At 69.2% G+C, this 24,080-nt stretch carries 18 protein-coding genes and 2 pseudogenes; 4 read left to right on the top strand and 16 right to left on the bottom strand.

Annotation, left to right across the window (positions count from 1 at the left end; all coding sequences use genetic code 11):
• Positions 1-258: 258 nt before the first annotated feature.
• The 5 genes from AB0H78_RS37855 to AB0H78_RS37835 form a co-directional block, all read right to left on the bottom strand.
• Positions 259-3,708: a S8 family serine peptidase gene (locus AB0H78_RS37855; protein WP_363239374.1), complete on the bottom strand. Its 3,450-nt coding sequence runs from the start codon at positions 3,706-3,708 to the stop codon at positions 259-261.
• Positions 3,705-3,971 carry a hypothetical protein gene (locus AB0H78_RS37850; protein WP_363239373.1) on the bottom strand — a complete coding sequence of 89 codons (267 nt, stop codon included), beginning with the start codon at positions 3,969-3,971 and terminating at the stop codon, positions 3,705-3,707. The genes AB0H78_RS37855 and AB0H78_RS37850 overlap by 4 nt, the downstream gene beginning before the upstream one ends.
• A 99-nt stretch (positions 3,972-4,070) precedes the next feature.
• Entirely contained in the window at positions 4,071-7,589 is a 3,519-nt protein-coding gene (locus AB0H78_RS37845) for an AAA family ATPase (protein WP_363239372.1), read from the bottom strand.
• A gap of 93 nt (positions 7,590-7,682) precedes the next feature.
• Positions 7,683-8,333 carry an HAD family hydrolase gene (locus AB0H78_RS37840; protein WP_363239371.1) on the bottom strand — a complete coding sequence of 217 codons (651 nt, stop codon included), beginning with the start codon at positions 8,331-8,333 and terminating at the stop codon, positions 7,683-7,685.
• Positions 8,334-8,457: 124 nt separating this feature from the next.
• A complete protein-coding gene (locus tag AB0H78_RS37835; RefSeq protein WP_363239370.1) occupies positions 8,458-8,703 on the bottom strand; it encodes a hypothetical protein in 246 nt (81 codons plus the stop codon).
• A 284-nt stretch (positions 8,704-8,987) separates the two neighbouring features.
• Here AB0H78_RS37835 and AB0H78_RS37830 point away from each other — a divergent pair, with 284 nt between their 5' ends.
• The 3 genes from AB0H78_RS37830 to AB0H78_RS37820 all read left to right on the top strand — a co-directional run bounded on the left by AB0H78_RS37830 (position 8,988) and on the right by AB0H78_RS37820 (position 13,214).
• Positions 8,988-10,508: an NAD(P)/FAD-dependent oxidoreductase gene (locus AB0H78_RS37830; RefSeq protein WP_363239369.1), complete on the top strand. Its 1,521-nt coding sequence runs from the start codon at positions 8,988-8,990 to the stop codon at positions 10,506-10,508.
• 82 nt (positions 10,509-10,590) lie between these two features.
• Positions 10,591-11,559, top strand: a complete 969-nt coding sequence (locus AB0H78_RS37825; RefSeq protein ID WP_363239368.1) for a diiron oxygenase — start codon at positions 10,591-10,593, stop codon at positions 11,557-11,559.
• A gap of 50 nt (positions 11,560-11,609) precedes the next feature.
• Positions 11,610-13,214: an FAD-dependent oxidoreductase gene (locus tag AB0H78_RS37820; RefSeq protein WP_363239367.1), complete on the top strand. Its 1,605-nt coding sequence runs from the start codon at positions 11,610-11,612 to the stop codon at positions 13,212-13,214.
• Between the two features lie 9 nt (positions 13,215-13,223).
• On the opposite strand, the gene AB0H78_RS37815 is transcribed toward AB0H78_RS37820, so the two are convergent.
• From AB0H78_RS37815 to AB0H78_RS37795, 5 genes and pseudogenes are all read right to left on the bottom strand, one after another.
• Positions 13,224-13,913, bottom strand: coding sequence for a TetR/AcrR family transcriptional regulator (locus tag AB0H78_RS37815; protein WP_363239366.1), 690 nt, complete (start codon positions 13,911-13,913; stop codon positions 13,224-13,226).
• Positions 13,914-14,085: 172 nt separating this feature from the next.
• Positions 14,086-15,531, bottom strand: a complete 1,446-nt coding sequence (locus AB0H78_RS37810; RefSeq protein ID WP_363239365.1) for a glycoside hydrolase family 43 protein — start codon at positions 15,529-15,531, stop codon at positions 14,086-14,088.
• 107 nt (positions 15,532-15,638) lie between these two features.
• Positions 15,639-15,894 (bottom strand): annotated as a pseudogene (locus AB0H78_RS37805) (carbohydrate ABC transporter permease); the annotation flags it as partial.
• A gap of 557 nt (positions 15,895-16,451) precedes the next feature.
• Positions 16,452-16,895, bottom strand: a complete 444-nt coding sequence (locus AB0H78_RS37800; RefSeq protein ID WP_363239364.1) for an OsmC family protein — start codon at positions 16,893-16,895, stop codon at positions 16,452-16,454.
• Between the two features lie 305 nt (positions 16,896-17,200).
• Positions 17,201-18,046, bottom strand: a complete 846-nt coding sequence (locus AB0H78_RS37795) for an aminoglycoside phosphotransferase (protein WP_363239363.1) — start codon at positions 18,044-18,046, stop codon at positions 17,201-17,203.
• Positions 18,047-18,159: 113 nt separating this feature from the next.
• On the opposite strand from AB0H78_RS37795, the gene AB0H78_RS37790 reads away from it, so the two are divergent.
• Positions 18,160-18,678 carry an MFS transporter gene (locus tag AB0H78_RS37790; protein WP_363239362.1) on the top strand — a complete coding sequence of 173 codons (519 nt, stop codon included), beginning with the start codon at positions 18,160-18,162 and terminating at the stop codon, positions 18,676-18,678.
• Positions 18,679-18,895: 217 nt separating this feature from the next.
• Here the strand turns inward: AB0H78_RS37790 and AB0H78_RS37785 are convergent, their stop codons facing one another.
• The 6 genes and pseudogenes from AB0H78_RS37785 to AB0H78_RS37760 form a co-directional block, all read right to left on the bottom strand.
• A complete protein-coding gene (locus tag AB0H78_RS37785; protein WP_363239361.1) occupies positions 18,896-19,666 on the bottom strand; it encodes a LysR family transcriptional regulator in 771 nt (256 codons plus the stop codon).
• Between the two features lie 91 nt (positions 19,667-19,757).
• Positions 19,758-19,994, bottom strand: coding sequence for a hypothetical protein (locus AB0H78_RS37780; protein WP_363239360.1), 237 nt, complete (start codon positions 19,992-19,994; stop codon positions 19,758-19,760).
• Positions 19,995-20,486: 492 nt separating this feature from the next.
• On the bottom strand, positions 20,487-21,620 hold the full coding sequence (locus AB0H78_RS37775) for an epoxide hydrolase family protein (RefSeq protein WP_363239359.1): 1,134 nt from the start codon (positions 21,618-21,620) through the stop codon (positions 20,487-20,489).
• Between the two features lie 95 nt (positions 21,621-21,715).
• Positions 21,716-22,393, bottom strand: a pseudogene (locus AB0H78_RS37770) (NAD(P)-binding domain-containing protein); the annotation flags it as partial.
• A 51-nt stretch (positions 22,394-22,444) separates the two neighbouring features.
• Entirely contained in the window at positions 22,445-23,386 is a 942-nt protein-coding gene (locus AB0H78_RS37765) for an SDR family oxidoreductase (RefSeq protein WP_363239358.1), read from the bottom strand.
• Between the two features lie 65 nt (positions 23,387-23,451).
• Positions 23,452-24,075: an NAD(P)-binding domain-containing protein gene (locus AB0H78_RS37760; protein WP_363239357.1), complete on the bottom strand. Its 624-nt coding sequence runs from the start codon at positions 24,073-24,075 to the stop codon at positions 23,452-23,454.
• Positions 24,076-24,080 lie beyond the last annotated feature (5 nt).

The following is a 24,080-nucleotide window of genomic DNA, read 5'->3' as shown; positions in this document are numbered from 1 at the left end:
GCAACGACGACAATCGGTGCGCGGACTGCCAAGGGGCAGCTGAGTGAACTTGCGAGACGCCACTGACGGCTCGTCACCGATAAAGGATCCGACCGGCAGTCATCGGGGAGGGCCCGTCCACCAGGCTGCTCCCATAGCTCAGGTTCGACACGGCCAGGCTGGCTGACCGACGCGCTGACACACCGCGAAGTGAAGGGGGCTGTCCCCGGGGAGAGTTCCCCGGGGACAGCCCCCTTGCTGTTCATCCGTGCGTCAGCATCAGCGGACCAGAGCGGCTCGCAGCAATGTCTGGGACACGGAGTTCGCGGCACGGTCCTGGGTGGTGAACCTCAGGCCGAGCCAGATTCCGTGGCCCAGGACGGCGCCAGGGACGGTGAAGCGGAAGTGGCCACGGGTGTCGGGTGTCTGGGTCTTGACCGACCTCCAGGTCTTGCCGCCGTCGAGGGTGTAGGCGGCGAGTGCACCGGTGAAGCGCCGGTCCTTCGGGTCCAGGGCGGTGCTGGTGGCCTGTACGTCCAGGACGGTGCTGCGGCCGGCGGTCAGCCGTCCGGTCAGGTCCAGGCTGCGGGCGCTCCAGACCAGGTTGGCCAGCGGCAGGAGGGCCGGGGAGCCGTCCGCGTTGGCTTTCACCGGTTCGGTCTCCCAGACGGACGAGGTGCGTCCGCCGCTCGGGAAGACGGTCTGCGCGTCGTAGGAACGCTCGATGCGATACGAGGCTTCGGTCGAGCCGTCGGCCGGGGTGTTGCCTCCGGCCGAGGTGAGCGCGACACCGTTGCGGTACATGCGCATGCTGGCCGTGCCGACCTGCGGAACGGTGAACTCGCCGTAGTTGCCGAGGTGACCGTCGGAGTCGGTCAGGTCCTGCATGTTCGTCCTGAGGCTGTTGCCGACCAGCGCTGCCTGGCCGGTGGCGCCCAGCGGGCCGCCCCACCAGCGCTCCGAGGTGTGCTGACCGTTCTTGTACGTGATGCCGAGCTTGGAGAGGTTCGTGGAGAGCGAGCCGCCCTTCACCGTGTCCGAGTGGAAGCCGAGCTTGGCCCAGTAGATGCCGTTGGCGGTGAAGTACCGGGTCTGGTGGACCGGTGCCTGGACGTAGGAGGGGGTGGTGAGGTTGAGGCCGACTATCTCCTCACCGATCGCGGTGATGCCGATCTGGCTGCGGTGCGCGTCCTCGTTCATGCCGTAGATATCGGTGTCCACCTTGGCAAGGCGCTGGATGTCGCTCTGGCTGAGGGTGTGCACCGGGTCGGCGGGCACGCTGCCGCGGTGCCAGACCAGGTCGTAGAGGCGGGTGGCGTCGCCTGCGGTGTTGCTGCTGTCCTTGTTGGCGAGGGTCCAGTGCTCGTCCAGCCAGACCGTGTCGTCCGCGACCTTGCCCTGTGTGGGGCTGATGCGGAATTCGCCGCGGTCGAGAGGACCGTAGGCGCCGCCGCCGATCACTCCGTTGGAGATCAACGAATGCGTGGTCTCGTTGACCCGGCTGAGCTTGAAGTAGCCCATCTCCTCGCGGGTGCCGCCCTGGCGCAGGCCGGCGTGGATCGGGACGGCCGTCTTCGCCTCGAGGGCGATGGTGGTGGCTTCCGCCGGGACATCGGCGGTGACGACGCTGAGGATCGGCTTGTCGGAGGCGTCGCGCTCCGCAATGGTGCTGGTGACCGCGAGGCGGCCGGGGAGCACGGGGACGCGCACGCTGCCCGAGGCGCCGAGCTCACCGGAGGTGTAGGTGCCGTTGTCCAGGTTGAGGACGGCGGTGAAAGCACCTGCGGCGGGTGCGCCCGTGGTGGTGTGGGCATTGATGGTCAGCCAGCGGGTGCGGGAGGCGGCCACGGGAAGGCGCAGCGCCGTACCGCTGTCGGGGGTGACGGTCAGCGCGCCGGTGAGGCTCGTCGCCGTCGTACCGATGACCGGGACCTTGCCGGCGTCCACGGTGACGGTGGCCTCGGCCGAACCCCCCGCCGGGATGGTGGCCACGGCCGGGGAGACGCTGATCGCCGTTGCCGGGACGTCGAAACCGTCAATCGTGGAGGCGAGCTTGACCGTGGCCGGGGAGTCCCCGGTGTTGGTCAGGGTGACGGTCCGGGAGACCGGATCGGTGGACTCGCCGAGCGGGAAGTCGAACTTGCCCGTGTCGGTGACCACCTTGGCCGCGAGAGCGGCCGGGGCGTTCGCCTCGCCCGCGCCGACGGCGTACGTACCGCCGGTGGCTGCCGTCGCGGTGCCCATGAGGACGGCCTTCAGCCGCTTCCCGGACCAGTCGGGGTGCTCCTGCTTGAGCAGCGCGGCGACTCCGCTGACGTGCGGTGTCGCCATGGAAGTGCCGCTCATGGTGACGTACTTGGGGTCGGGGGTGGTGGCTTTCATGCCCGAGGACTTGGGGGCGGTGATCGCCACGCCGGGTGCGGCGATCTCCGGCTTCATCGCGCTGTCGCCGGTACGCGGGCCACGGCTGGAGAAGGAGGCGACGGTGTTCGTCGAGTCGACCGCGGCGACGGCGAGCGCGTCGTCGGCGCTGGCCGGCGAGGAGACGCTGCTCGCGGCGGGTCCGGTGTTGCCGGCCGCGACGACGAAGAGGGAACCGTACTGCTCGCTGAGCTGGTTGAGCGCGGCGCTGACCGGGTCGGTGCCGTCGGTGGGCCCGGAGCCGAGCGACATGCTGACGATGTCGGCGCCGTTCTGGGCGGCCCACTGCATGCCCTGGACGGCCCAGGACAGGTCGCCCGAACCGGTGTCGTCGAGGACCTTGCCGATCATGAGGCGGGCGCCCGGTGCGACGCCCTGGCGCACGCCGGGGGCTGCGGCGCCGGTCCCGGCGATGGTGCCCGCCACGTGGGTGCCGTGGCCGACGATGTCCATCATCGAGGGGGTCGTGGTGAAGTTGGCCTCGGCGTCGACCTTTCCTGTCAGGTCGGGGTGGTCGGCGTCGATGCCGGTGTCCAGGACCGCGACCTTCACGCCCTGTCCGGTGACGCCGGCGTTCCAGGCGGCCGGGGCACCGACCTGGGTGAGGTTGACGTCCCAATCGGCGGCCTTCACCTTGCCGTTGAGCCAGATGTGGCTGATGCCGGCAAGGCGGCCGGCCCTGCCGGCCAGCTGGGTCCTGGGCACGACGGACTTGCGGTCCTTGGCGGCCTTCACGTCGGCCTTCGGGACCGCGGCCGTCGCTGCATCGGTGAGCTGCTTGCCGAAGTTTCCGGTGGCGGCCTTCTTCAGCTGCGCGGCGTACGCGCCGAGCACGCCGACGGAGCGTCCCTGAGCCAGGCCGCTCACGCCGGAGACGGTTTCGCCGTCGGCGCGCTGCACGATCAGGGGCACGCTCGTGGTGTGCGCGTCGTCGAGCCCTTCCTTGACCAGGCGGGAGATGTTGAAGAGGTTGCGGTCAAGTACCCCTGAGGCGCCGGTGAGTTCCGCGACGTCTGAGGGGATCAGGTAGGTGTCGGGGCCGACGGTGTTCACCGAGAAGGTGACGCCGGTGCGGTCGACGCCGGGGACCGGCGCGATCGAGTACGACGGTTTGCCGTCGACGCCGGTCGTGATGGTGACCCGGTCACCGGTGATCAGTGTGACGGTGGATGTCTTCATGGTGGCGTCGTGCGCCGTGGACGCCGGGGCGCCGGGGGCCGCTGTCGCGGTCCCTCCGGTCAGCCCGGCCGAGCAGACGAGCACGGCCGCTGTGGCAGCGGTCAGCGCGGTACGGACGAGCGGTCTCATGGAACCTCCGGAAGTGACGGGCTTCCCACGCGGATACGGAAGCTGGTCGACCCGTTCCTGTCGGCGGTGGCCTCCAGGACGACTCCTTGGCGCCTGCACCAGCCGGGTACGGCGGTGCGCACGCCCGGGTTGGCGGTCACGACTTCGAGCACGTCGTGGCCGGCCATTTCCCGGGCACGGCGGTCCAGCAGCGGTTCGACCCGACTCCAGGGCTCCCCGCCCGCCTCGACCACTACGGCCGCTGCGGGGTGTTGTGCTGGCATGGGGGGGCTCCTCGCCGGTGTTGACCTGCTTCCGACGGGGACAGTAGGGACCGCGCGTTACCGAGGAGTTCACACGCGGTTTTTCCGGTAACAGCACCCCTACGCGGTGGCTGCCACCGCGTTCAACAGGCGTTCCTCCGCCGTACGGTGGCCCATCGCGCGGGCCAGCCGCAGTGCTCCGCGCAACTGCTGCTGCGCCTGATGCGGCTCGTGCGAGTGGTGGAGGGCCAGGGCCAGGACCCGGCGCGCCTCCACCTGGGCGGGCCGGTCCCGGCCGGCCCGGGTCCGCGCCAGTGCCCGGCGCGCAAGCCCGGCGGCTTCGGCCGGGCTGCCGGAGGCGAGCAGGGCCTCTGCCTGGAGGATGAGGGCGCCGGCGGCCTCCCCGGCCCCGCGAAGCCTGGCCAGCGCGCGCTGCGGCTCGCCCTCGGCGAGGTCGAGCTGGGCCAGGAGTACGCGGGCAGCGTGCTCCGCCTGGTGGTCTCCCAACTGCCGTGCCGCGGCCTCCCCTTCGTTGAGCCAGTGGCTCGCCCGGGCCAGTTCCCCTGTCCGTAGATCCACCTCGCCCTGGCTGATCAAGCAGTACGCCAGGCACCAGCTGGAGCCGTACGGGCGTGCCTCTGCGATGGCGGTGCGGGCCTCCTCGCGGGCCTCGACGAGCCGGCCGAGCCAGAGGTGAAGCCGGGCGAGGCTGGACCGTGAGAAGGCGACCGCGGTGGGGTCTCCGGTGCGCACGGCAAGGGCGAGCGATTTGCGGGCGTACTCCTCGGCCTGGTCGAACCTGCCGCTCTGCTCGGCCAGTTCGCGCAGCGTGGAGAGGATGAGCCCCTGAAGAGAGAGGTCGCCGAGTGCCTGCTCGGCGATGGGCAGTGCCTCTTCCGCGGCGGCCCGCGCCTCGTTCTGGCGCCCGGTCAGCAGCAGGCAGGCGGAGCGGACTTGCAGCGCCCGCCCGAGCAGCCCCGGGGCCTGGCCCTCGGATGCCGCGCGGGCCGCACCGACCGCCATTCCGCCACTGACCAGGGCGTCCTCGTACCGACCGACGAGAAACCGGAGCTGGGCCAGGGAGAGGTGGTACGCGGCGACGGCGTCGGGTCCGGTGCCTGCGACGGGCGCTGCTGCCGGGGCATCCAGGAGATCGATTCCTTCGTACGGCCGTCCCGCCCTGGCCAGTACTTCGGCCAGAAGTGCGGCGGCACGCACGGCAGAGTCCTGGTCGCCGAGTCCGCGTACGGTCGACAGTGCGGCGCGCAGCACCTGTTCGGCTTCGGCGTGGCGGGCCTGGCGGATCAGTACACCGGCCCAGGCGAGGCGGGTGCGGGCTGCCTCGGCCCCGTCGTCGGGTGCGGTGTCCAGACGGGCGACGAGGTCCGCGTAGTAGCGGGCCGCGCTGTCGTCGGCGTAGAGGTGTGCCGCGCGTTCGGCGGCGCGGCGCAGCCAGACGGTGGCTTCGGGCGCGTCGGCACGGGCCAGGTGGTGGGCGAGTGCTTCGACAGCTTCGGGGCGGTGACGGCGTACGACCTCCGCGTGGGCGAGGTGAAGCTGTCTGCGGGCCGCCGAGGTGAGCCGTTCGTAGACGGCGAGTCCCACCACCGGGTGGCGGAAGGTCAGCCCTTCGACTCTGCGCCCCAGGTGGACGATCCGGCATTCGTCGATCACCCCGGCGGCCACCAGCGCGTCCAGTGCCGCGGTGAAGGCGGGCCCTTCGACCGGGGGATGCACACCGGACAGCGCCACTTCCGCGGCCTCGGCGAGCGCGGCTTCACCGCCGGCTGCGGCCAGCACTCCCAGCGTCTTGCGGACGTGCGGCGCGAAGCGGGTGATCCGCAGGGCGACCACCTCGCGGACCGACTCGGGCACCCGGTCCTGGTGTCCGGCATGTTCGTACGTACCGCCGTCGGCACTTTCGCGGGAGACGCGCACCAGTTCGGCGGCGAACAGTGGGTTGCCGCGCGAGAGACGGTAGACGTTATCCAGCATCAGGGGCCATGAGGCCGTCCCACTGTCGGCGCGGCCCTGCTGCGCCGGGCCGCCGGCCAGGGCTGTGCGTGCGACGTCGGCGGCGAGCAGGTCGCAGTCCGCGCGGGCCAGCCGCATGAGCTCGACCCGGTGGACCAGCCCCTGGCGGGTGGCCGCGGCGAGCACGGTGCGGCGCTCGTCGCCCTCGTCCAGGTCCTCCTCGCGGAGCGTGGCCAGGAAACGGACGGGGCGGTCGCCGACCGTGCGCACGAGGTGGTGGAGAAGCCTGAGCGTGCCCAGGTCGGCGGCGTGCAGATCGTCCAGTACGACGAGCACCGGGTGGCGCTCGGCCAGGGAGGCGAGGAGCGCGCCCACCGCGCGGTAGAGACGTGCGCGTTCCTCCTCGGCAGTGCGGCCGGGCGGGGGTTCGGTGCCGAACGCGGGCAACAGGGCGCCCAGTTCGGGGTGGGCCGCGGCAGCGGCGGCCCGTTCGGCGGACGGCCTGTCGGCGAACCAGCCGGACAGGGCGTCCGCCATCGCCCCGTAGGGCAGGGGGCCTTCGGCCTCGTGGGCGGCGCCCCACAGCACGGCGGTGCCGTCGCCCGCGGCGACCCGGGCGGCCTCGGCGGCGAGCCGGGTCTTGCCGACTCCGCTCTCCCCGCTCACCACGGTCAGCGGGGCTCCTCGTCCTCCGCCGCCGTCCGGGTCTCCGGTCGCGGTGGGCAGCCCGGCGAGTACGGCGGCGAGCGTGCTGGCCCGACCGCGCAGCGGGATGGCTTCGGCCCGCCGCAGCGCCGCGGGCGGCGCCGGAGGGACGGGAGGTCTCAACTCGGCGGCGCGTGCCAGGGATACGCCCTTCGGTGCGGCACTGTGCAGGGCCTTGCGAAGCAGCTCCTGGGTCTCCGGTTCGGGAGCCGTGCCCAGCTGATGCAGCAGCATTTCCCGCAGCCGTTCGTAGTGCTTGATGGCCCTGCTGTGGTCGCCGAGAGCGAGATGGGCTCGCATCAGACGCCGGTGCAGAGCCTCGTCGAGCTCGTCGGCGGCCACCTCGCGCTCCAGGACCCAGACCGCCTGCTGCGCGCGGTGCGTGGAGCCGGGAAGGTCGGCGAGCGCGAGGGCGAGACGGCGTCGCAGCGAGTCGAGTTCACGCCGCCGGGTTTCCGCCCAGGCCGCGTAACGGTCCTCCGGGAGCAGTTCTTGACCGAGCGTGGTCCAGGCGGCGGCAAGGGCGTCGCGGCTTCCGGAGTCGAGTGCCGCGACGGCGGCACGTTCGGCGGCCACCACGTCCACTTCGACGGCTCCGGGCACCAGGCTGAGCAGGTCGCCGTCCGTGACGAGGTAGGAGGAGACGCCGCGCGGCGCGAGTTCGGGCTCCAGCGTGTGGCGAGCCGTGTGCAGGTTCACGCGGAGGCTGCGCCGTGCGGTGTTCAGATCGACGTCCGGCCAGCACGCCTCGGTGACCTGGTCCCGGTGCAGGCGGTGGCCAGGAGCCAGGGCCAGCATCTTGACGACAGTGCGGGCGCCGGGGCGCCGCCACCGCTCCACAACCGGTCCGTAGGTGCCGCGCCCGGCGCGAAATCCCCCCAGCAGACACAACGTCAGCAACGGGACCCCTGCGCCGCGGAGGGCCGGGCGCTCGCTCCGATCCCGGGGATCCTTTGTCATGGTCACGGGACTGTACTGGGCACTTGCCGGAAAATGCCACGCCGCTGGCGGGCGGGCCGGGTGAGGGGGGATCCGCTCTTCGGCAACGGAGGATCACGTCTGGGCGAGGAGGGCCTGCAGCTCACGCATGTCGTCAAAGACCACTGTGCCCGGTCCGTGCAACCACTCTGCCGGTGTGAGCCCGCCGCAGTAGCCGAACGCACGCATGCCGGCGGCGCGGGCGGCCTGCACGCCGTAGCGGCTGTCCTCTACGACGGCGCAGACCTCGGGGTCGAACCCCATCTGCCGTGCCGCGTGGAGGAAGAGGTCGGGTGCCGGCTTGCCGTGGGCCACTTCCGTCGCGCTGTAGATGCGTCCTTCGAAGCGCGGGTACAGCCCGGTCAGGCCCAGGGTGTGGCGAAGACCGTCCGGGGTGCTGCTGGAGGCTACGCAGGTGGGCAGCTGGATCTGGTCGAGGGCTTCCATCACGCCGTCAACAGCCGTGAGTTCGGCCTCCATGGCCTGGTGATACATCCGGTGCTGCTCCGCCTCCCATCCGTCCCGGAGCTGGTGGCCGAGGTGCTTCTCGACCTCGGCGATCATGTCGGCGTGCGAGCGGCCTACAAAGCGTTCGATGATTTCGGCCTCGCTGAGCGGCCAGCCGAGCAGGGCCAGGCTCCTCGCGTCCACGCGTACTGCGATGCGCTCGCTGTCCACCAGAACGCCGTCACAGTCAAATATCACGAGTTCAATGGGTTTGATCATTTTTGCATGGTATGGGAGGGAGTCGGCAAGTTGGTCCGCTGATGCCGTCGCGATCAAGGCAGTTGCAGCGCTTGTCTCCCCAACTGCCAACTGCCAACTGCTTGAAGCTGATTGATCGGCGATCTTAGCCTGCAAGAGTAATCATGACGAGCATGGCGAAGTCAGGTGAGCTGCGTCGAAGGGGGGACTCCTCCCCGAGCATCACATCCCTGACATGGTGCTCACGATTCTCAATGGCCGGGTGCCCGCGTACGCGTTCTGCCAGCTCGGCGGGTGCCGCCTGGTGGGCCGTCAGGCCGGTGGCCGCGTAGACGCGCTCGAGTGACACCTTCGCGATGCGCACCGTGCGCCGCCGGCGGGCGATCTGCACCGCAGGTCTGCAAGATCTGCGGTCGCGTATGAGGCAGGGCTGTCGCGTTGACACTCCATCCGATTTCTGTGCCGCATTGGGTTGTTCATGCAGATTTGCGGCAATCATCCCGTGACCTACATCACGTTACCGGCGGTATCTGAAACATGATGTCGCAGGTAAATTGCGGGTACCACACAGATGTGGAAGCGCGTGCCTGAGTAACTGTCAGTGCCTTGAGTGGCGTTGCCCCTCCCGCCCCTGTCTCTCCAGGGGCTCACGAGCGAGAGCGAGGACCCTCCGCGATGGAGAAGCAGCACGTTGACGTCCTGGTCATCGGCGCCGGAATATCCGGCATCAGCGCCGCACGCCATGTCATGCGCGACAACCCCGGCACCTCGCTCGTCGTCCTCGAGCGCCGCGCCCGGGTGGGCGGCACCTGGGACCTCTTCCGGTATCCGGGAATCCGTTCCGACTCCGACATGCCCACCTTCGGCTTCGGCTTCCGCCCCTGGCGCGACGCACGCATCCTTGCCGGCGGCGCAGAGATCAGGCAGTACGTCGAAGACGCCGCGGCCGACACTGGCGTAGCGGAGCACATCCGCTTCGGCCGACAGGCGATCAGCGCCGACTTCTCGCACACCACCGGTCGTTGGACCGTCGAGGTCGAGGACGAGAGCAATGGCGAGCGCGAGTCGTACAGCGCCGGCTACCTCATCGGCGCGACCGGCTACTACGACTACGACACCCCTTACCGCCCGCAGTTCCCCGGCGAGGCGGACTACCAGGGCACCCTCGTCCATCCGCAGCACTGGCCCGAGGACCTCGACCACGCCGGCAAGCGCGTGGTCGTCATCGGCTCCGGCGCCACCGCCATCACCCTGCTGCCCGCGATGGCCGACACCGCCGCGCACGTCACCCTGCTGCAGCGCTCGCCCACGTACGTCCTCGCGCTGCCCGAGGTCGACCCGCTCACCTTCATCCTGCAGAAGCTGCGCGCCCCCGCCCGGCTGACGTACAAGCTCGTGCGTGCCCGCAATATCGCGCTGCAGCGCGGGAGTTACGCCTTCTGCCGCAAGTACCCCCGCCTGGCCCGCAAAGCGCTCCTCGGTCTCGTACGCGCCCAGGTCGGCAAGCGCGTCGACATGCGCCATTTCAGCCCGAACTACAAGCCCTGGGACCAGCGGCTCTGCGTCGTCCCCGGCGGCGACCTGTTCAAGGTGCTCAAGAGCGGCAAGGCGTCCATCGCCACCGACCACATCGACACGTTCACGGCCGACGGCATCCGCCTGAAGTCCGGCGAGGAGTTGCCGGCCGATGTCGTCGTCACCGCGACAGGCCTGAGCGTGCGGCTCATGGGCGGTATGGCCCTCACTGTCGACGGCCGCCCGGTGGATGTCGAGAACCGCGTCCTCTACAAGGCCGTCCTGCTCGAGGGTGTGCCCAACTTGTCGCTGGTCATCGGCTACACCAACGCCTCCTGGACTCTGAAGGCGGACCTGGCCGCCGACTACACCGCCCGCCTGCTGGCGCACATGCGGCGCCACGGGCACGACATCGCGACCCCGGTGGCCTCGGACGGCGACCGCTCGGAGTTCTCCGTCATGGGCGAGGCGCTGACCTCCGGATACATCGCCCGCGCCGACAAGGTCATGCCGCGCCAGGGCACCCGCGCCCCATGGCGCCTGTGGAACAACTACTACCGCGACCGCGCCATGCTCCGAGACGCCCCCATCGAGGACAGCCCACTGCGCTTCGACACAGCGAGCCCTTCCAGTGCGGACACCGCGGTCGACGCCCAGGAACCCGCAGCCCACTCCGCCTGACCGCCGCACCATCGCACCGACCCGCGAACCGTCCATCCGCCTCACCCCCCGAGGGCGGCCGAGCCGAGAACCGAGGACGAAGATGACCGCGAACCTGACCAGGAACACCTACGACGATCGCCTGCGGACCCTGTCCGAGGGCTCCGTCAACATCAACTTCAACGCCTTCACCGACATCAAGTGGGACGACCCCGAACTCGCTGTTGACACGAGCGACCCGCGCTGGGTGCTCACCTCCGCAGACGCCCTGGGCGCCCACCCCTGGTACCAGGAACAGCCGCTCGAGACGCGGATCCGCATCGGCATCTGGCGCTGGGCGGTCATCGCCAAGGTGGGCATGCAGTTCGAGAACCTGCTCATGCGCGGAGCGCTGGACTACGTCTACCAACTGGGCAACCAGGACCAGGAGTTCAGGTATCTCACCCACGAGATCACCGAAGAGACCCACCACACCCAGATGTTCCAGGAACTGGTAAACCGCACCGGCGTGGACACCGCGGGCGGAAAGCGCTGGTTCCGCCAGCTCAGCCGCATCCTCCCGCTGGCCGGCTCCCTCTACCCCGAGGCGTTCTTCACGGGCATCCTCGCCGGCGAGGAGCCCATCGACCACCTGCAGAAGGCGGCCCTGCGCAGCGGCGAGCCGGTGCACCCCCTCCCGGAGCGCATCATGCAGATTCACATCGCCGAGGAGGCCCGGCATATCTCCTTCGCCCACGAATTCCTGCGCCTGCGCGTCCCGCGCTTCGGCAAGACCCGCCGTGCCGCCCTGTCCGTCCTCTTCCCGCTGATCATGCGGATCCTGTGCGACGTCATCATGATCCCCGACCGTAAGTCCGCCGCACAGGTCGGCATTCCGGCCTGGGTGATCAAGGACGTCTTCTGGAAGTCGGAGGCCGGCCAGAAGATGCTCCAGGAGCTCTTCTCCGATGTACGGATGCTCGCCCAGGACATCGGCCTCATGAACAAGGCGTCCCGCCCGCTCTGGAAGGCGCTGCGCATCGACGGCCGCCCGGCGCGCTTCCGCGGCGAGCCCGCCCCGCTCGCCGACTGACCGCCCGTAAGCCCCGCACCCATTCATCCCCGAACGGAGACCAGCACGCCGTGCCGTACGCCGTCACCCGATCCTGCTGCGCCGACGCCTCCTGCGTGCTGGCCTGCCCGGTCAACTGCATCCACCCCGCGCCGGGAGAGCCCGGATTCGGGACCACCGAGATGCTGTACGTCGACCCGCGCACCTGCGTGGACTGCGGCGCATGTACGACGGCGTGCCCGGTGGACGCGCTCAAGCCCCATACGGCGCTGAGCGAGGCGGAGTTGCCGTTCCTGGAGCTGAACGCCACCTACTACAAAGAGAATCCGCACGCCGATCGCGCCCCCATGTACGTCGTGCCCAGACAACGCACCCTCCCGGCAGTCGAGTTGAAGATAGCTGTCGTCGGCGCCGGCCCCGCCGGCCTGTTCGCCGCCGACGAGCTGCTGCGCCACCCGGGTATCAGCGTCACCGTCCACGACCGGCTCCTCACGCCGTACGGCCTCGCACGGGCCGGAGTCGCACCGGACCACCAGGACACCAAACAGGTCACCGACCTGTTCCGCACCATCGAGTCCCAGCCCGGATTCAGCTACCGCCTCGGCGTCGAGGTCGGCACCGACCTCACCCACGGCGACCTCCTGCGCGAATACCACGCGGTGATCTACGCGGTGGGCGCCGCGACCGACAAACGCCTCGGCATCGAGGGCGAGGACCTGCCCGGCAGCGCCTCCGCGACGGACTTCGTCGCCTGGTACAACGGCCACCCCGACCACGCGCACGACATCCACAACCTCGACGCCGAACGTGCCGTCGTCGTCGGCAACGGCAACGTCGCCCTCGACGTCGCCCGCATCCTCACCGCGGACCCCGACACACTGGCCCGTACCGACATCTCCGACCGCGCACTCGCCGCGCTGCGCGACAGCAAGATCCAGGAGGTCGTCCTCCTCGGCCGACGCGGGCCCGTCCAGGCCGCGTTCACCGTGCCCGAGCTCCTTGCGCTCTCCTCGCTCAAGGACGTGAACGTGAGCGTCGAGGGCTGGCCCGACGATCTGGCACCCGAGACCACCGAGAAGACCCGCCTGCTGTGGGAACTGGCCAACCGTGCACCGATCGAAGGCCGCGGTATCGTGCTGCGCTTCCTGACCAGCCCGGTGCGGATCACCGGCGAGGGTTCCGTACAAGCCCTGGAGGTGGATACAACCACACTGCACACCGAGGAGAACGGCACTATACGGGCCCGGCCCACCGGCGACACCCAGACCTTGGAGACCAGCCTCGTGCTGCGCTCCGTCGGCTACCGCTCCCGACCGGTCCCCGGACTGCCCTTCGACGAGGTCACCGCGACCGTCCCGCACGAGGCCGGCCGGGTCGAACCCGGCGTCTACGTCGCGGGCTGGATCAAGCGGGGCCCGACCGGCTTCATCGGTACGAACAAGACCTGCGCCCACGAGACAGTCGAGTCCCTCCTCGACGACTTCACCGCGGGCCGCCTCGCACAACCGGCGCCCGGCACCACCATGGCGCCGCCCGCCCTGGGCCTGGAGGCCTGGCAGGAGATAGACCGCGAGGAACGAGCGGCGGGGGAGGCCCAGGGCCGCCCCCGAGTCAAACTCACGGACACCGAGTCCCTCCGCCGAGCCGCGACGGGCGCCCCGGTCGTGACCGGCTGACGGCGCCTCTCACCCCTCAGCGAGATCCGACACGCGCTGCTGCAGAGTCAGTTCCACGCCGAAGCTCCGCAGCGTCGCGTCCAGCACCGCCCACACCGAGCGGCACAGCATCGCGCGCAACTCGTCCTCGGACAGCTGACGCTCGGCATCGCTCATCCACTGGTTGACCGCGGTGTCCACGAACCCCACGATCCCGACCGCAACCGAACGGATAGGCGCCCCTGGAACCCCGAGATCCTTGAGCACCTCCTCGAACCGCTCGCCCAGCATCAGCGCGATGGCCGTCTTGGTATCCGCCACCAGGGAACCGTCACCCATCGTGTGCTCGGCGACGCCCATGTAGGCGTACAGGCGCGGGTGTTGGGACACCCAGTCGAGATGCGCGCCCACTACGCGGTACACGGACTCCTCGACCGTCCCGTCGAAGGTGAGGGTGGGCTCCATCCGCCGCATGAACGACTCCACCACGCGTCGGCGGATCAACGCGTCGAGCGAAGCCCGGTCCTTGAAGTGCCGGTAGAGGACGGATCGCGGCAGGCCCATCCGCTCCGCCAGGCGCTGCATCCGAAAGCGCGCGCCCTCTTCCTCGATGAGCGCGACCGCCCCGTCCACCAACTCGACCTGACGCTGTGTCTTGTGCTCGTCCCAGCGGGTGGAGCGTCCATCGATCTGCGGCTCACCGCCGACTCTATCCGCCATTCCGCCAGGATATCGGCCGTGGGAACGCACAGGTTACCGAGCGGCCGACTCGAGTACCGAACCCGTGCTCGAGAACGCTCCACATCAAGAGATACGGGCCGCCCCCGCCCCCGAATGGGGCGGCCCGTATCGGCTTCGCCGGTCTGACGCTCCTCCGGTCAGGCGTTCCAGGTCAGTCCGTGTAGACCTCCGCCCGGTCCACGCTCACGAACGAGGCACCGGACGAGCTGTTGTGTTCGCCGGTGACCCGGACACGCAGCGTGTGCGGTCCGTTCGACAGCCGTGGGCTGAGGTACTGGAGCGTCTCGCCGGTGCGGATCGCGCCGTAGAAGTCGACGCGCTGCTCGGATCCTCCGTCGATACGGATCGCCGCGATGCCGTTGCCGGTGTCGCGAACCGACAGGAGCGCGATCCGGGTGCCGGTGAAGGAGAACGTGGCGGTGTTGCCCGCTAGGTCGCTCCAGTGGTCGTCGCTCCAGAAGCACTGCGTGGCGCACCCTGTCCCGGAGTTCCAGGTGCCGGTGTACGCGACCGTTGCGCTGCCGCTGGAGCGGCCGTCGTCGTTGATCCAGTGGTTGCCCGAACCCGGGTCGCCCGAGGGCAGGTTCTGGGTCGCGCCCATCGCGAGCGGGACTCCGAGGTTCGGGCTGCCGTCCGCGTTCCAGGTGATCTTCTGGGCGCGGGTCGTGCGGTTCGTGTAGGTGTTCGTCGACGTGGTCTTGGCGTGGTAGACGAGCCAGTCCTCGGTTCCGTCGGGGGAGGTGAAGAACGCGTGGTGGCCCGGCCCGAACACGCCGTGATTGTCGGCGCGGGAGAAGACCGGACCGGAGTGCTGTGTCCAGTTCCCGGCCACCAGCGGGTCCGCGCCGTTCGGCAGGGACATCATCCACACCTGGTAGTCGGGCTTGCCGGTGTCGCAGGTCGAATACGTCATCCACGTACGACCGTTGCGATTGAGGAACTCCGGACCCTCGCGGACCTCCGGGCAGCCCCCTGCACCATTGAGCGCGACCGCGTTGCCGGAGACCGTGTACGGGTTCGACATCGGCGCGATGTTGAGGCCGTTGTGCTGGTAGGGGTTGATGCCGCTGTAGGCCAGGTACAGGCGTCCGTTGACCTGGAGGACGCCCGGGTCGATGGCGAAGTCGTTCGCGTGGTTGGGCGGGGCAAGCTTCGCCTTGTAGTGGTACGGGCCTGCCGGGCTGTCGCCGTCCGACTCCAGGACGTACACGCGGTGGTGGTCGTCCGTGCCGTCGTCGGCTGTGTAGTAGAGGTACCAGCGGTCGCCGAACCGATAGAACTCCGGTGCCCAGATGTGCTGGTTGCGGGAGGCGTCGGTGTCGGTCCACACGGTGACGGGATCCGCGTCGAGCAGGGTGGCCAGGGACGGCGAGCTCCACATCCGGATGCTGTCGCCCTGAGTGGTGGTGAGGTGGTAGGCCCCGTTGGCGTACGAGATGAAGGGGTCGGGTCCGGTGTTGAGCGGATTACGGAAGGTGCCAGCGGCAGCGGCGGCAGGTGCCTGGTTCGTCGCGGTCGCCGCCTGTGGTGAGCAGAGCAGGCCGACGAGCAGGGCCAGGAGTGCGGCGACCAGGACGGAACGGGGCCGGGCGCGCATGGAGGACTCCCTTACATCGATGTAAGTTCCACGACTTCAGGAAGGTAGAGAAGGAGCGGGAGGGTGTCAATGAGGGGCGGGAGACGGTGTGTTGGAAGGAGAGGTGGTCATTGGCTGCCGAGGCCTGTCGCCGCCACCGCCTTCACGATGTGCCGCTGGAAGAACACGAACACCGCCACGAGCGGCAGTGCGACAAGTACCGCGAATGCTTGGATTGCGCGCACTGGCTGCCGTACGCGGCCTTCACCGTGGCGATCCCGACGGGCAGCGTCAACAGGGACGGTCCGACGTCGACACGAACGGCCACAGGAAGGTCTTCCGCGCCCCCATGAATTCAAAGATCGACACGGCGGCCAGCATCGGCGGCGACGGGGTATGCCGGTTATCTGGCTGCGCCCACGGAACTACATCGATGTAAATTCGAGGTACGACTGAACCAGTGCGCACCTTCGAAGGCCGCGGGGCGGAACTGCGCGTCCCGCAGCCGTGCGGTGTCGCCCTTCTCGACATGGTTGCAGCGGAAGGCGCCGTTGCGTTCCTGCAAGGCGTCCGTGAGCTGCGTGTAGCAGTAGCCGAACATGTCCGGGGCACCGCGGAGAACGCCCATGAGGCCGGCTAAGCGGTCGATGAATTCACCAGCGGTGCGCGGTCGTTCGCCGGGCTGTCAGGCGTATGGAACAGACCGGCCGCGGCCGGTCTGCCCCGCGTTGATGTACGGCTTGTGCTCGGCGAGGCCCGCATGGTCTTCCCACAACGCGGCACGGTCCTGCTCGTAGTAGCGAGTCGTACACATCGGTCTCGGGGACGCGGTGCGCGTACGAGGACGCGTCGATCACCGGCCACGTGCCGCGAGGACTCGCTGCACGGGACGCGCTTGCCACCACGGAGAGCAGCAGCGGTCGATCCTAGGGGATCAGGGATCAGGCGCCCTCGTCGTCGATTCCGGCGACGGTCGCGGTGACCGGGGTGCCCGTCTCGACGGTCCGGCTGACCGTGCAGAGCCGGTCATGAGACGACTTGATCGCCCGGGGGAGAATGGTCCGAGCGCGATCACCACCCTCCCCGTCGGGGAACGCGACGGAGAAGGTGACCTGCAGGTCCGTCATCCGCTGTCCCAGCTCGTCGCTGATCTTGTCTCCTGTCACGGTGAGGGTAAAACTCGCAGGTTCGGCATGCCGGGCCGTCGCTGCGTCCACGTCGGCAGCGGTGCAGCCACCGATCGCAGCCAAGAACAGCTCGACCGGAGTGAACTCGGTGCCGGAACCGGTCCCGAAACTCAACGTGGCTCCGCGGGCATTGACCGCAGTGAACTGTCCCAGGCCGGCCCGGGAGATGGTGATGGAACGCAGGGAGTCAGCAGTCATGTCGACGACACTAAGGGCGCGTCGAGCGAACCGCGCCCACGCCACACCTTGCGCGATACAGCGCCCACTGCCCTCTGACGGAGGTTCGGAAGCTTCTCGAATGGGACGAGGAACGGAACGTCATGGGCAGCACATTTCAGTCCCATCGTCCAGGGCTTGGGCGGCGAGACCGAACGCATTGACCTCACCCTCACTCCCATCTTCCTCCGCATCAAACGTGGCGAAACCCAACGTCGAGCTCAGCGACCGCCCGTCGACCTGGGCATTCCCCGAGCTCGTTCAGCTAGCGACCACCCGAGAGAGGACTACTCCTGAATCCTCGCCAACTTATTCGCCACGATGCCGGTTGCCCGCACATACCGCTCCGGCTCACCGGACTGAGCGTGTCCCGACGGCCGCGTACTCTCGCTATGCGCGACTAGCCTGAAGATCAGTGCACGGATCAGCATCTGCTGCCAGTCAGGATGATTGCTGCCGCCCGTTACCAGGTCAGACGGAAGATCGAACCACAGCAGTCCATCCGCGACCACGATGGCCTCGGCGAACACCGGAGGCCGCCAGTAGGGCGAAAAGTCGATCACAGCAGGTACTTCGTTCATAGCAAAGAGCACATTGCCGGTGAGATCGCCGTGAATGAGCTGAGCGGCCTCCTGCTCTACTGGGCGCCGCAGCTCCAGCAGAGCCGAAAGCGGCTCGGCGAGGTCCCCTGTCACGGCGACGTCCTGTTCGCCCCACGCAACCCGGTCGCCCACAGCCCACGGATGGGTATGCCGACTAAGGAAGTCGGGCCGGGGATACTCTCGCAGAGCGGCATGGAACGCACAGCCGGCGCTGAGAACACCAGTCCAGTGCCCCTTGGGGCCAGGTTCACCGGTCAGGAACTCACTGGCAGTCCAGCCGTTCACGACGCTCCGCCCGTCAACGGCACGGAGCGGCCTCGGGACGCGAAAGCCGTCACTTGGTGCGAGCTTCTCGAACAGGGAAGTAGCCCACTCGACCTCGTCGTCAGTTCCTTCGGCAGGCTTGAACACGAACCCGCTGACAAGAACGCTTCGGCCTTGCCCACCAACCAGGGAGACGGGATTGCCCTCCACGCCGAAGGCATCGAGGACGGAAGGCGGCGGGACGGCATCGCGCGGCAGTTCAGTCATGCCGAGCATCCTGCCGACACCGCCTCGCCAAGCGCACCTTCTTTCCGCCGCGCCTGGCTCTCACGCCCGCTCCTGTAGTTCTTCCAGGTGAAGTACAGAGAAGCACACAACGCGTGAAGGAGGCCCTGCAGGACTCGTCCGAGTCGGCGCTGCGCGCCGGCGTGATGTTCATTCCGATGACCGCGCTGGTCGCCGTGGTGAACCTGGTCTCGGCGCGACTGGCGGCCCCGTACGGTCCACGGGTGCCGATGGCGGCCGGTCAACTCCTGGGAACAGTAGGACTGTTGGCACTGCTCACGATCGATGCGCGCACCAATGTGTGGGTGGTGGCGGCGTTGATGGTGCCGGTCGGTCTTGGCGGCGCGCTCGCGGTACCGGCGCTGACCGCGATGCTCCTCGACGCGGTACCCGCAGACCGCGCGGGTACCGCCGGAGCGGTCCTCAACACTGCACGTCAGGTCGGCGGTGCGATAGCGGTCGCGGTCTTCGGGGCGCTGCTGGCCGGCGCGGACTCATTCTTGGCCGGGATGCGCTGGAGCGTACTGCTCGCAGCAGGCGGTCTGCTGGTGACCGCCGCGACGACACTGACACTGCCTTCGACCAAGCGAACCAGCCCGACCGTAGCGACATAACGACGAACAGATCCGTGACCAGGGGCAGCAGAGCAAGATCCGCCAAGGGCCCATCCTCTGGTTTCGCCAGAGGATGGGCGACGGGCACCGCCAGCATGCGCCGCTCGGAGAACAGCCCTGCGCCCATGCCAACGTCGGGCTCCTCAATGAGTTCCCGCCACCCCAACCACCAGCAACCTCAGGAGTCCTCAGCGTTCCCAGCCGGCCGCAGTGCGACTTATCGAGTGTCGTCGAGTCCGACGAGGGTTTCGATGAACGCCTGGAGTCCGGCCGAGTGGTCGCTCTTGCGCCACATCAGCGCGCCTTCGACGGGTGGGGCGTCGTCGAACGGGACGAAGGTGATGTCCGGACGACCGTAGTAGTGCGCCGCCCGGACGGTGGACACCGTAGCCCCCTGACCTGCTCCGACCAGGGAGAGGATCTCCTGCCATCCGGCAGCGGCCACCCCGTGCCGGACCGGCCGGCCCTGAGGAGTGCGACGGGGAAAGAAGGCATCGTGCCAGGCGGGCGACACACCGGCGGCCGTGATCAGGGGCAGCACCGCGAGGTCTTCAAGTGACGCCGATTCCCGGGCCGCCAGAGGGTGGTCGGAGGGTACGAGAAGAGCGCGGGTTTCGGAGAACAGGACTGGGCCCACAGCGATGGCCGGGTCCTCGACGGGAGGCTCAGCGATCAGAAGGTCGACGTCCTCGCCCTGCAATGCGGCGAGGGCCGCGCTGTACGTCACATCCCTCAATTCGATGCTGCAGCGGGGATGACGAGAGCCGAACCTTTCCGCCGCGCGCACGATGAGATCACCGGACCACGCGGTGGTGAAGCCGACGCGTACCACCCCGCCGAGTCCCCGGCAGGCCGCCGACGCGCGACGTTCCAGCTTCTTGATCGTCTGGCTGACCCGGCCCGGTGGCACGAGGAGACGCTCAGCGGTACGCGTGAAGTGGAGCTCCTCGGCAAGGGCCAGGAACGTCGCGATCTCATACCGCTCCATGCCCAGCACTTCCAGGTCACCGCCTCAACGTCGACAGCCAGTAAAGGTGTTCGAGGGCCCGGCCGTCCACGCCGTTGCCGAACCCTGACGATCACTTGAACAGGGCGCGCACCTGTCGGGGCCACTCGCCGTGTTCACTCCGCTCGCCGTAGAGCGTGTTCCCCTCCCGCACCATCCGCGCGAACAGGAAGTTCACGGCCGCGTCACCCTTGCCGGTCTTGGCGGCCTCCCGGCTGGTCGCGCGCTGGTGCGGCAACTGGGCCTGAACGGCTTTTGCGGAAGTCGGCTGGTTCCGCTCGCGCCGGCATCCGAATGGCCAACTCGCCATCTTCTGGTGGGTGCACAGCGGCTGCGGCTGTGTCTGATTTTCGGCGCTAAGAAGGGGTCCGGGAGCGAATGAGTGTCAGTGCCGGGTGGTCTGCTCCTCGCAACGGTCTTTCTGTGCAGTCGAGTTGGTCGGCGAGAGGAGCAGGTCATGCCCTGGGTGGAGGAGCACGTGCGTGGCACAGCAAGGGTTCGCCGGTACTTCCGGTGGGCGCCGGGCGCGCGACGGGACATGGCGGTCCTGGTGGTGCTGGGGATCGCAGTCGTGGGCTACGGCGGGATGCCCGGCAGCGGTGACGGAACGGGATCGGGGCCGCGTCCGGCATCGACAGCTACCTATCCGGCGACACCGGGCTGACGCCGCGCGAGCTCGAGGTGCTGCGCCTGATCGCCAGTAGCCTGTCGAAGCTCGGCCTGCGGGACCGAGTGCAGGCGGTGGTCCACGCCTACCGCTGAGGGGTGGCCGGACCGCTCCTGGACTGCTGCCGGGCCGGTCTCAGCGCAGTTGGCGGAAGAACTCGGTGATGTCGTCGGCGAGCAGTCCGGGCTCTTCGTGGGCGGCGAAGTGTCCGCCGCGCGGCATCGACGTGTACCGGGTGATGTTGTAGGTGCGTTCGGCCCAGGAGCGCGGGGGCCGGGTGAGGTCGGCGGGGAAGACGGCGACGGCGGTGGGTACTTCGACCTTCTCGACGCGCCGGGTCAGGCCGTGGGCGTACTCGTAGTAGGGCCGGAACGACGTTGAGATCGTGCCGGTGAACCAGTACAGGGACGCCTGGGTGAGGACGAAGTCGTCGGTGAACCGGGACGACAGGTCGCCGCCCGAGTCGCTCCAGGCGCGGTACTTCTCCGCGATCCAGGCCAGCAGGCCGGTCGGAGAGTCGGACAGCGCGTGGGCCAGGGTGAGCGGCCGGGTGTTCTGCTGGTGCTGATAACCGCCCTCCTTCGCGCTCCAGTTGGCGACCTGGTCGAGGTAGGCCTGTTCGTCCAGGGTGAGGCCGGCGGCGTCGTACTCCTGGGGTGCGGCGACGGCGAGCAGGTGGATGCCGGCCAGCGACTCCGGATAGGCCTCACCCAGACGCGAGGTGATCCCCGCGCCCAGATCCCCGCCGTGGGCGGCGTACCGGTCGAAGCCGAGCTCGTCCCGCATGAGCCGGTGCCAGATCTGGTGGGTCTGGAGCGTCGGCGGGAGGTCCGGGCGTTGCGGTGAGAACGCGTAGCCGGGCAGCGAGGGGACGACGACCGTGAACGCGTCGGACGCGTCGCCGCCGTGCTTCGACGGCTCCGCGAGACGCCGGGCGAGGTCGGTGAGCTCCAGGAAGGTGCTGGGCCAGCCGTGGGTCAGCACGATCGGCAGGGCGCCCGGTCGCTCGCCGTCGAACCGGAGGTAATGGACGGGCGTGCCGCCGATGACGGCCGTGTGGTGCGGCAGGGCGTTGATCCGCGCCTCGTGGGTGCGCCAGTCATAGCCTGTCGCCCAGTACTCCGCCAGGCGGCGCACCTCAGTGGTGTCTGCGCCCGCTTCCCAGCCATCGACGGGCCACCGGGTGGGCCACCGGGTGGCGCGCAGCCGCGCGCGCAGGTCTTCGAGTTCCGCATCGGTCACAGCGATCAACGGCGGGTGGTCGGTCATGTGCCTCTCCTGGTCGTGCTCACGTGCTCACGTGCTGGTCATGCGACAGCGCCTGGACCTGGTCGACGCCGTCGCCGGCCCGCGCAGCCCTGCGGTCACCGCGTGGCGGTGGCCAGTGCCGCGCGGATGACATCGTCGCCGGCGGGCCGGCCCTTCTCGTTCGAGTACGGCCCATAAGGGCTGCCCCACACCGGTGTGCCCGTCGCCTGCCGCCAGCTGTCGGCCAGCGGTCCCGCGTCCACCACGCCGTACCCGATGGAGTCGATGAAGTCGGTGACCGCCGCCTTCGCCTGCGCCGAGTCCGCGGCGATCGGCAGGTACGACCGGTCGGCCGCCCCCGCCGGGCGGGCGAGTGACAGCAGGTGCTTGAAGTAGATGGTGTTGAACGCCTTCACGAGTCCGGCGTCCGGGACGTGGCGCAGCAGCAGTTCGCTCGAGGTGAGCGACCCACTGTCGAGCTCGGGGATGTGCCCGTCACGCTCGGGGCCGTAGTTGCACGTGTCGATGACCGTCTTTCCTGCCAGTGGTGCGGCGGGAAGGCCGGGGAAGGCAGTGACCGGCACCGCGACCACGACGATGTCACCGGCCGCCGCGGCTTCCTCGCTCGTCGCCGCGGAGGCCCCCGGACCCAGTCTCGCGACCGTCTCCGCGAGTGTCCCGGGACCGCGCGAGTTGCTGAGCACGACCTGGTGGCCGGCCTCGACGGCGAGCCGCGCGATGGTGCTGCCGATGGATCCGCTTCCGATGAATCCCACAGTCGTCATGTTCTCGGCGTCCTTCCAGGAGAGCCTTGTCCTTGTACGAGCCTTGCCCTTTCCCTGCGGTCAGCCGGCGGGGAAGTAGTGGCCGTTGTCCAGATCGGCGAGGAGGCGGGCCTGAGCCGGCTCCCAGCCGAGGTTCCGGCGGGTGATGAGGTTGGACGTCGGGTAGCTCTGCGTGACGACGTTCGTAAGGAACCCGAAATGTGCCGGCAGGATCAGCTCGTCCAGGGGAACGCTCACGGCGGGCAGGCCCAGGCGGCTGCCGATGGCCTCGGCGATCTCGCGGAACGGGATGCCCCCGTCCTCGACCGCGTGCCAGTAGCTGCCGGCCGGGCCCTTCTCCAGCGCCAGACGGAACAGGGAGGCGGCATCGCGGGCGTGCACGGCGTTCCACCGGTTCGCGCCGGCTCCGGGATAGCCGGCGAAGCCCTTCTCCTTCGCGAGCGCGATCAGCATGGGGAGAAAGCCACGATCGGTCGTGCTGTGCATGATGTTGGCGATCCGCACGACCGATGACCGAACCTTCTGCTCGGCGAGTCCGATGACGGCGGACTCCACGACATTACGGGCCCGCAGGGTGCCCTTGTGCTCGTCGCCGACGGGCAGGGCCGGGTCTTCCTCGGTACCCGGCCGGCCCAGGTACGTCCCGGTCCCGGGCGAGCCGATGCTCCCCGCCGCGACCAGCGGCTTACCGGTCCCCGCGAGGGCCTCGCCGTACGCGAGCATGACCGGGAGCTCCGCGGCGGCCACGGCGGCCATCCCGCCTGACGGAAGCAGGTCCTGCCGGTGCGCGACGTGGATGACGCCGTCGGAATCCGCGGCCGCCTCCTTGAGCCCGTCGAGGTCCTGGAGGTCGCCGAGGCGTATCTTCGCGCCGAGCGCGGACAGTGCCGCCGCGGCCGTGTCCGACCGGACGAGGCCGGTGACCTCGTGTCCTGCGGCGATGAGTTCGGGGATGATGTACGAACCGGAATGGCCGGTCCCGCCAGTGACGAAGACACGCAAGGTACTGCTCCTTGTCAGTGATGTGGTGCGCGAAGCGGTGGTACGGGGTGGTGGTGCGGGTGTGCTCAGCCGCGGACGTCGACGCCGAGGGCGACGTCGAAGGTCCCCGCGCCGTTCCGGGCCAGGCCCATCAGCAGCGGCCCGAGCCCTTCCAGCCAGCGGGCCATCTCCAGGCCGCCGACGTCGAGGGGACGCAGACCGAGGCTCGCGATGAACGCCGACACGTCGGCCTTGGCCCGTGCGTCGTCTCCGGCGAAGAGCACGTCCAACGGACGCTCCTGGACCAGGACATGGCCGAACACGGTGTTGAACGCCTTCACGACGTGCGCGCTCGCCGGGGCCGCCTTGGCGATCTCCTGCGCACCGGACGTGCCCTCGGGAGTGACCACTCCGGTGGCGTCGGCGTCGAACGTGTTGGAGATGTCGATGATGACCTTGCCGGCCAAGGCATCCCCGTACTGGGCGACGACCGGCACGGCGCTGGTGTAGGGCACGGCGAGGACAACGATGTCGCCCACAGGGACGGCACCGAAGCTCCCCACCGTGGCCCCGGCGCCGAGCTCGGCGGCCAGGCCCTTGGCCTTGGCGGCGTCGCGGCCGATCAGCTCGACGGAGTTACCGCCCGCTACCGCACGTGAGGCGATGGCGTGGGTCATGCCCCCCAGACCGATGAAACTGATGCTGCTCATGGTGA

This window comes from Streptomyces sp. NPDC050738, from assembly GCF_040654175.1.
Taxonomy (GTDB): Bacteria; Actinomycetota; Actinomycetes; order Streptomycetales; family Streptomycetaceae; genus Streptomyces.
Note: the sequence above shows the minus strand (reverse complement) of the source record. Positions and strands in the feature narration are given on the sequence as shown.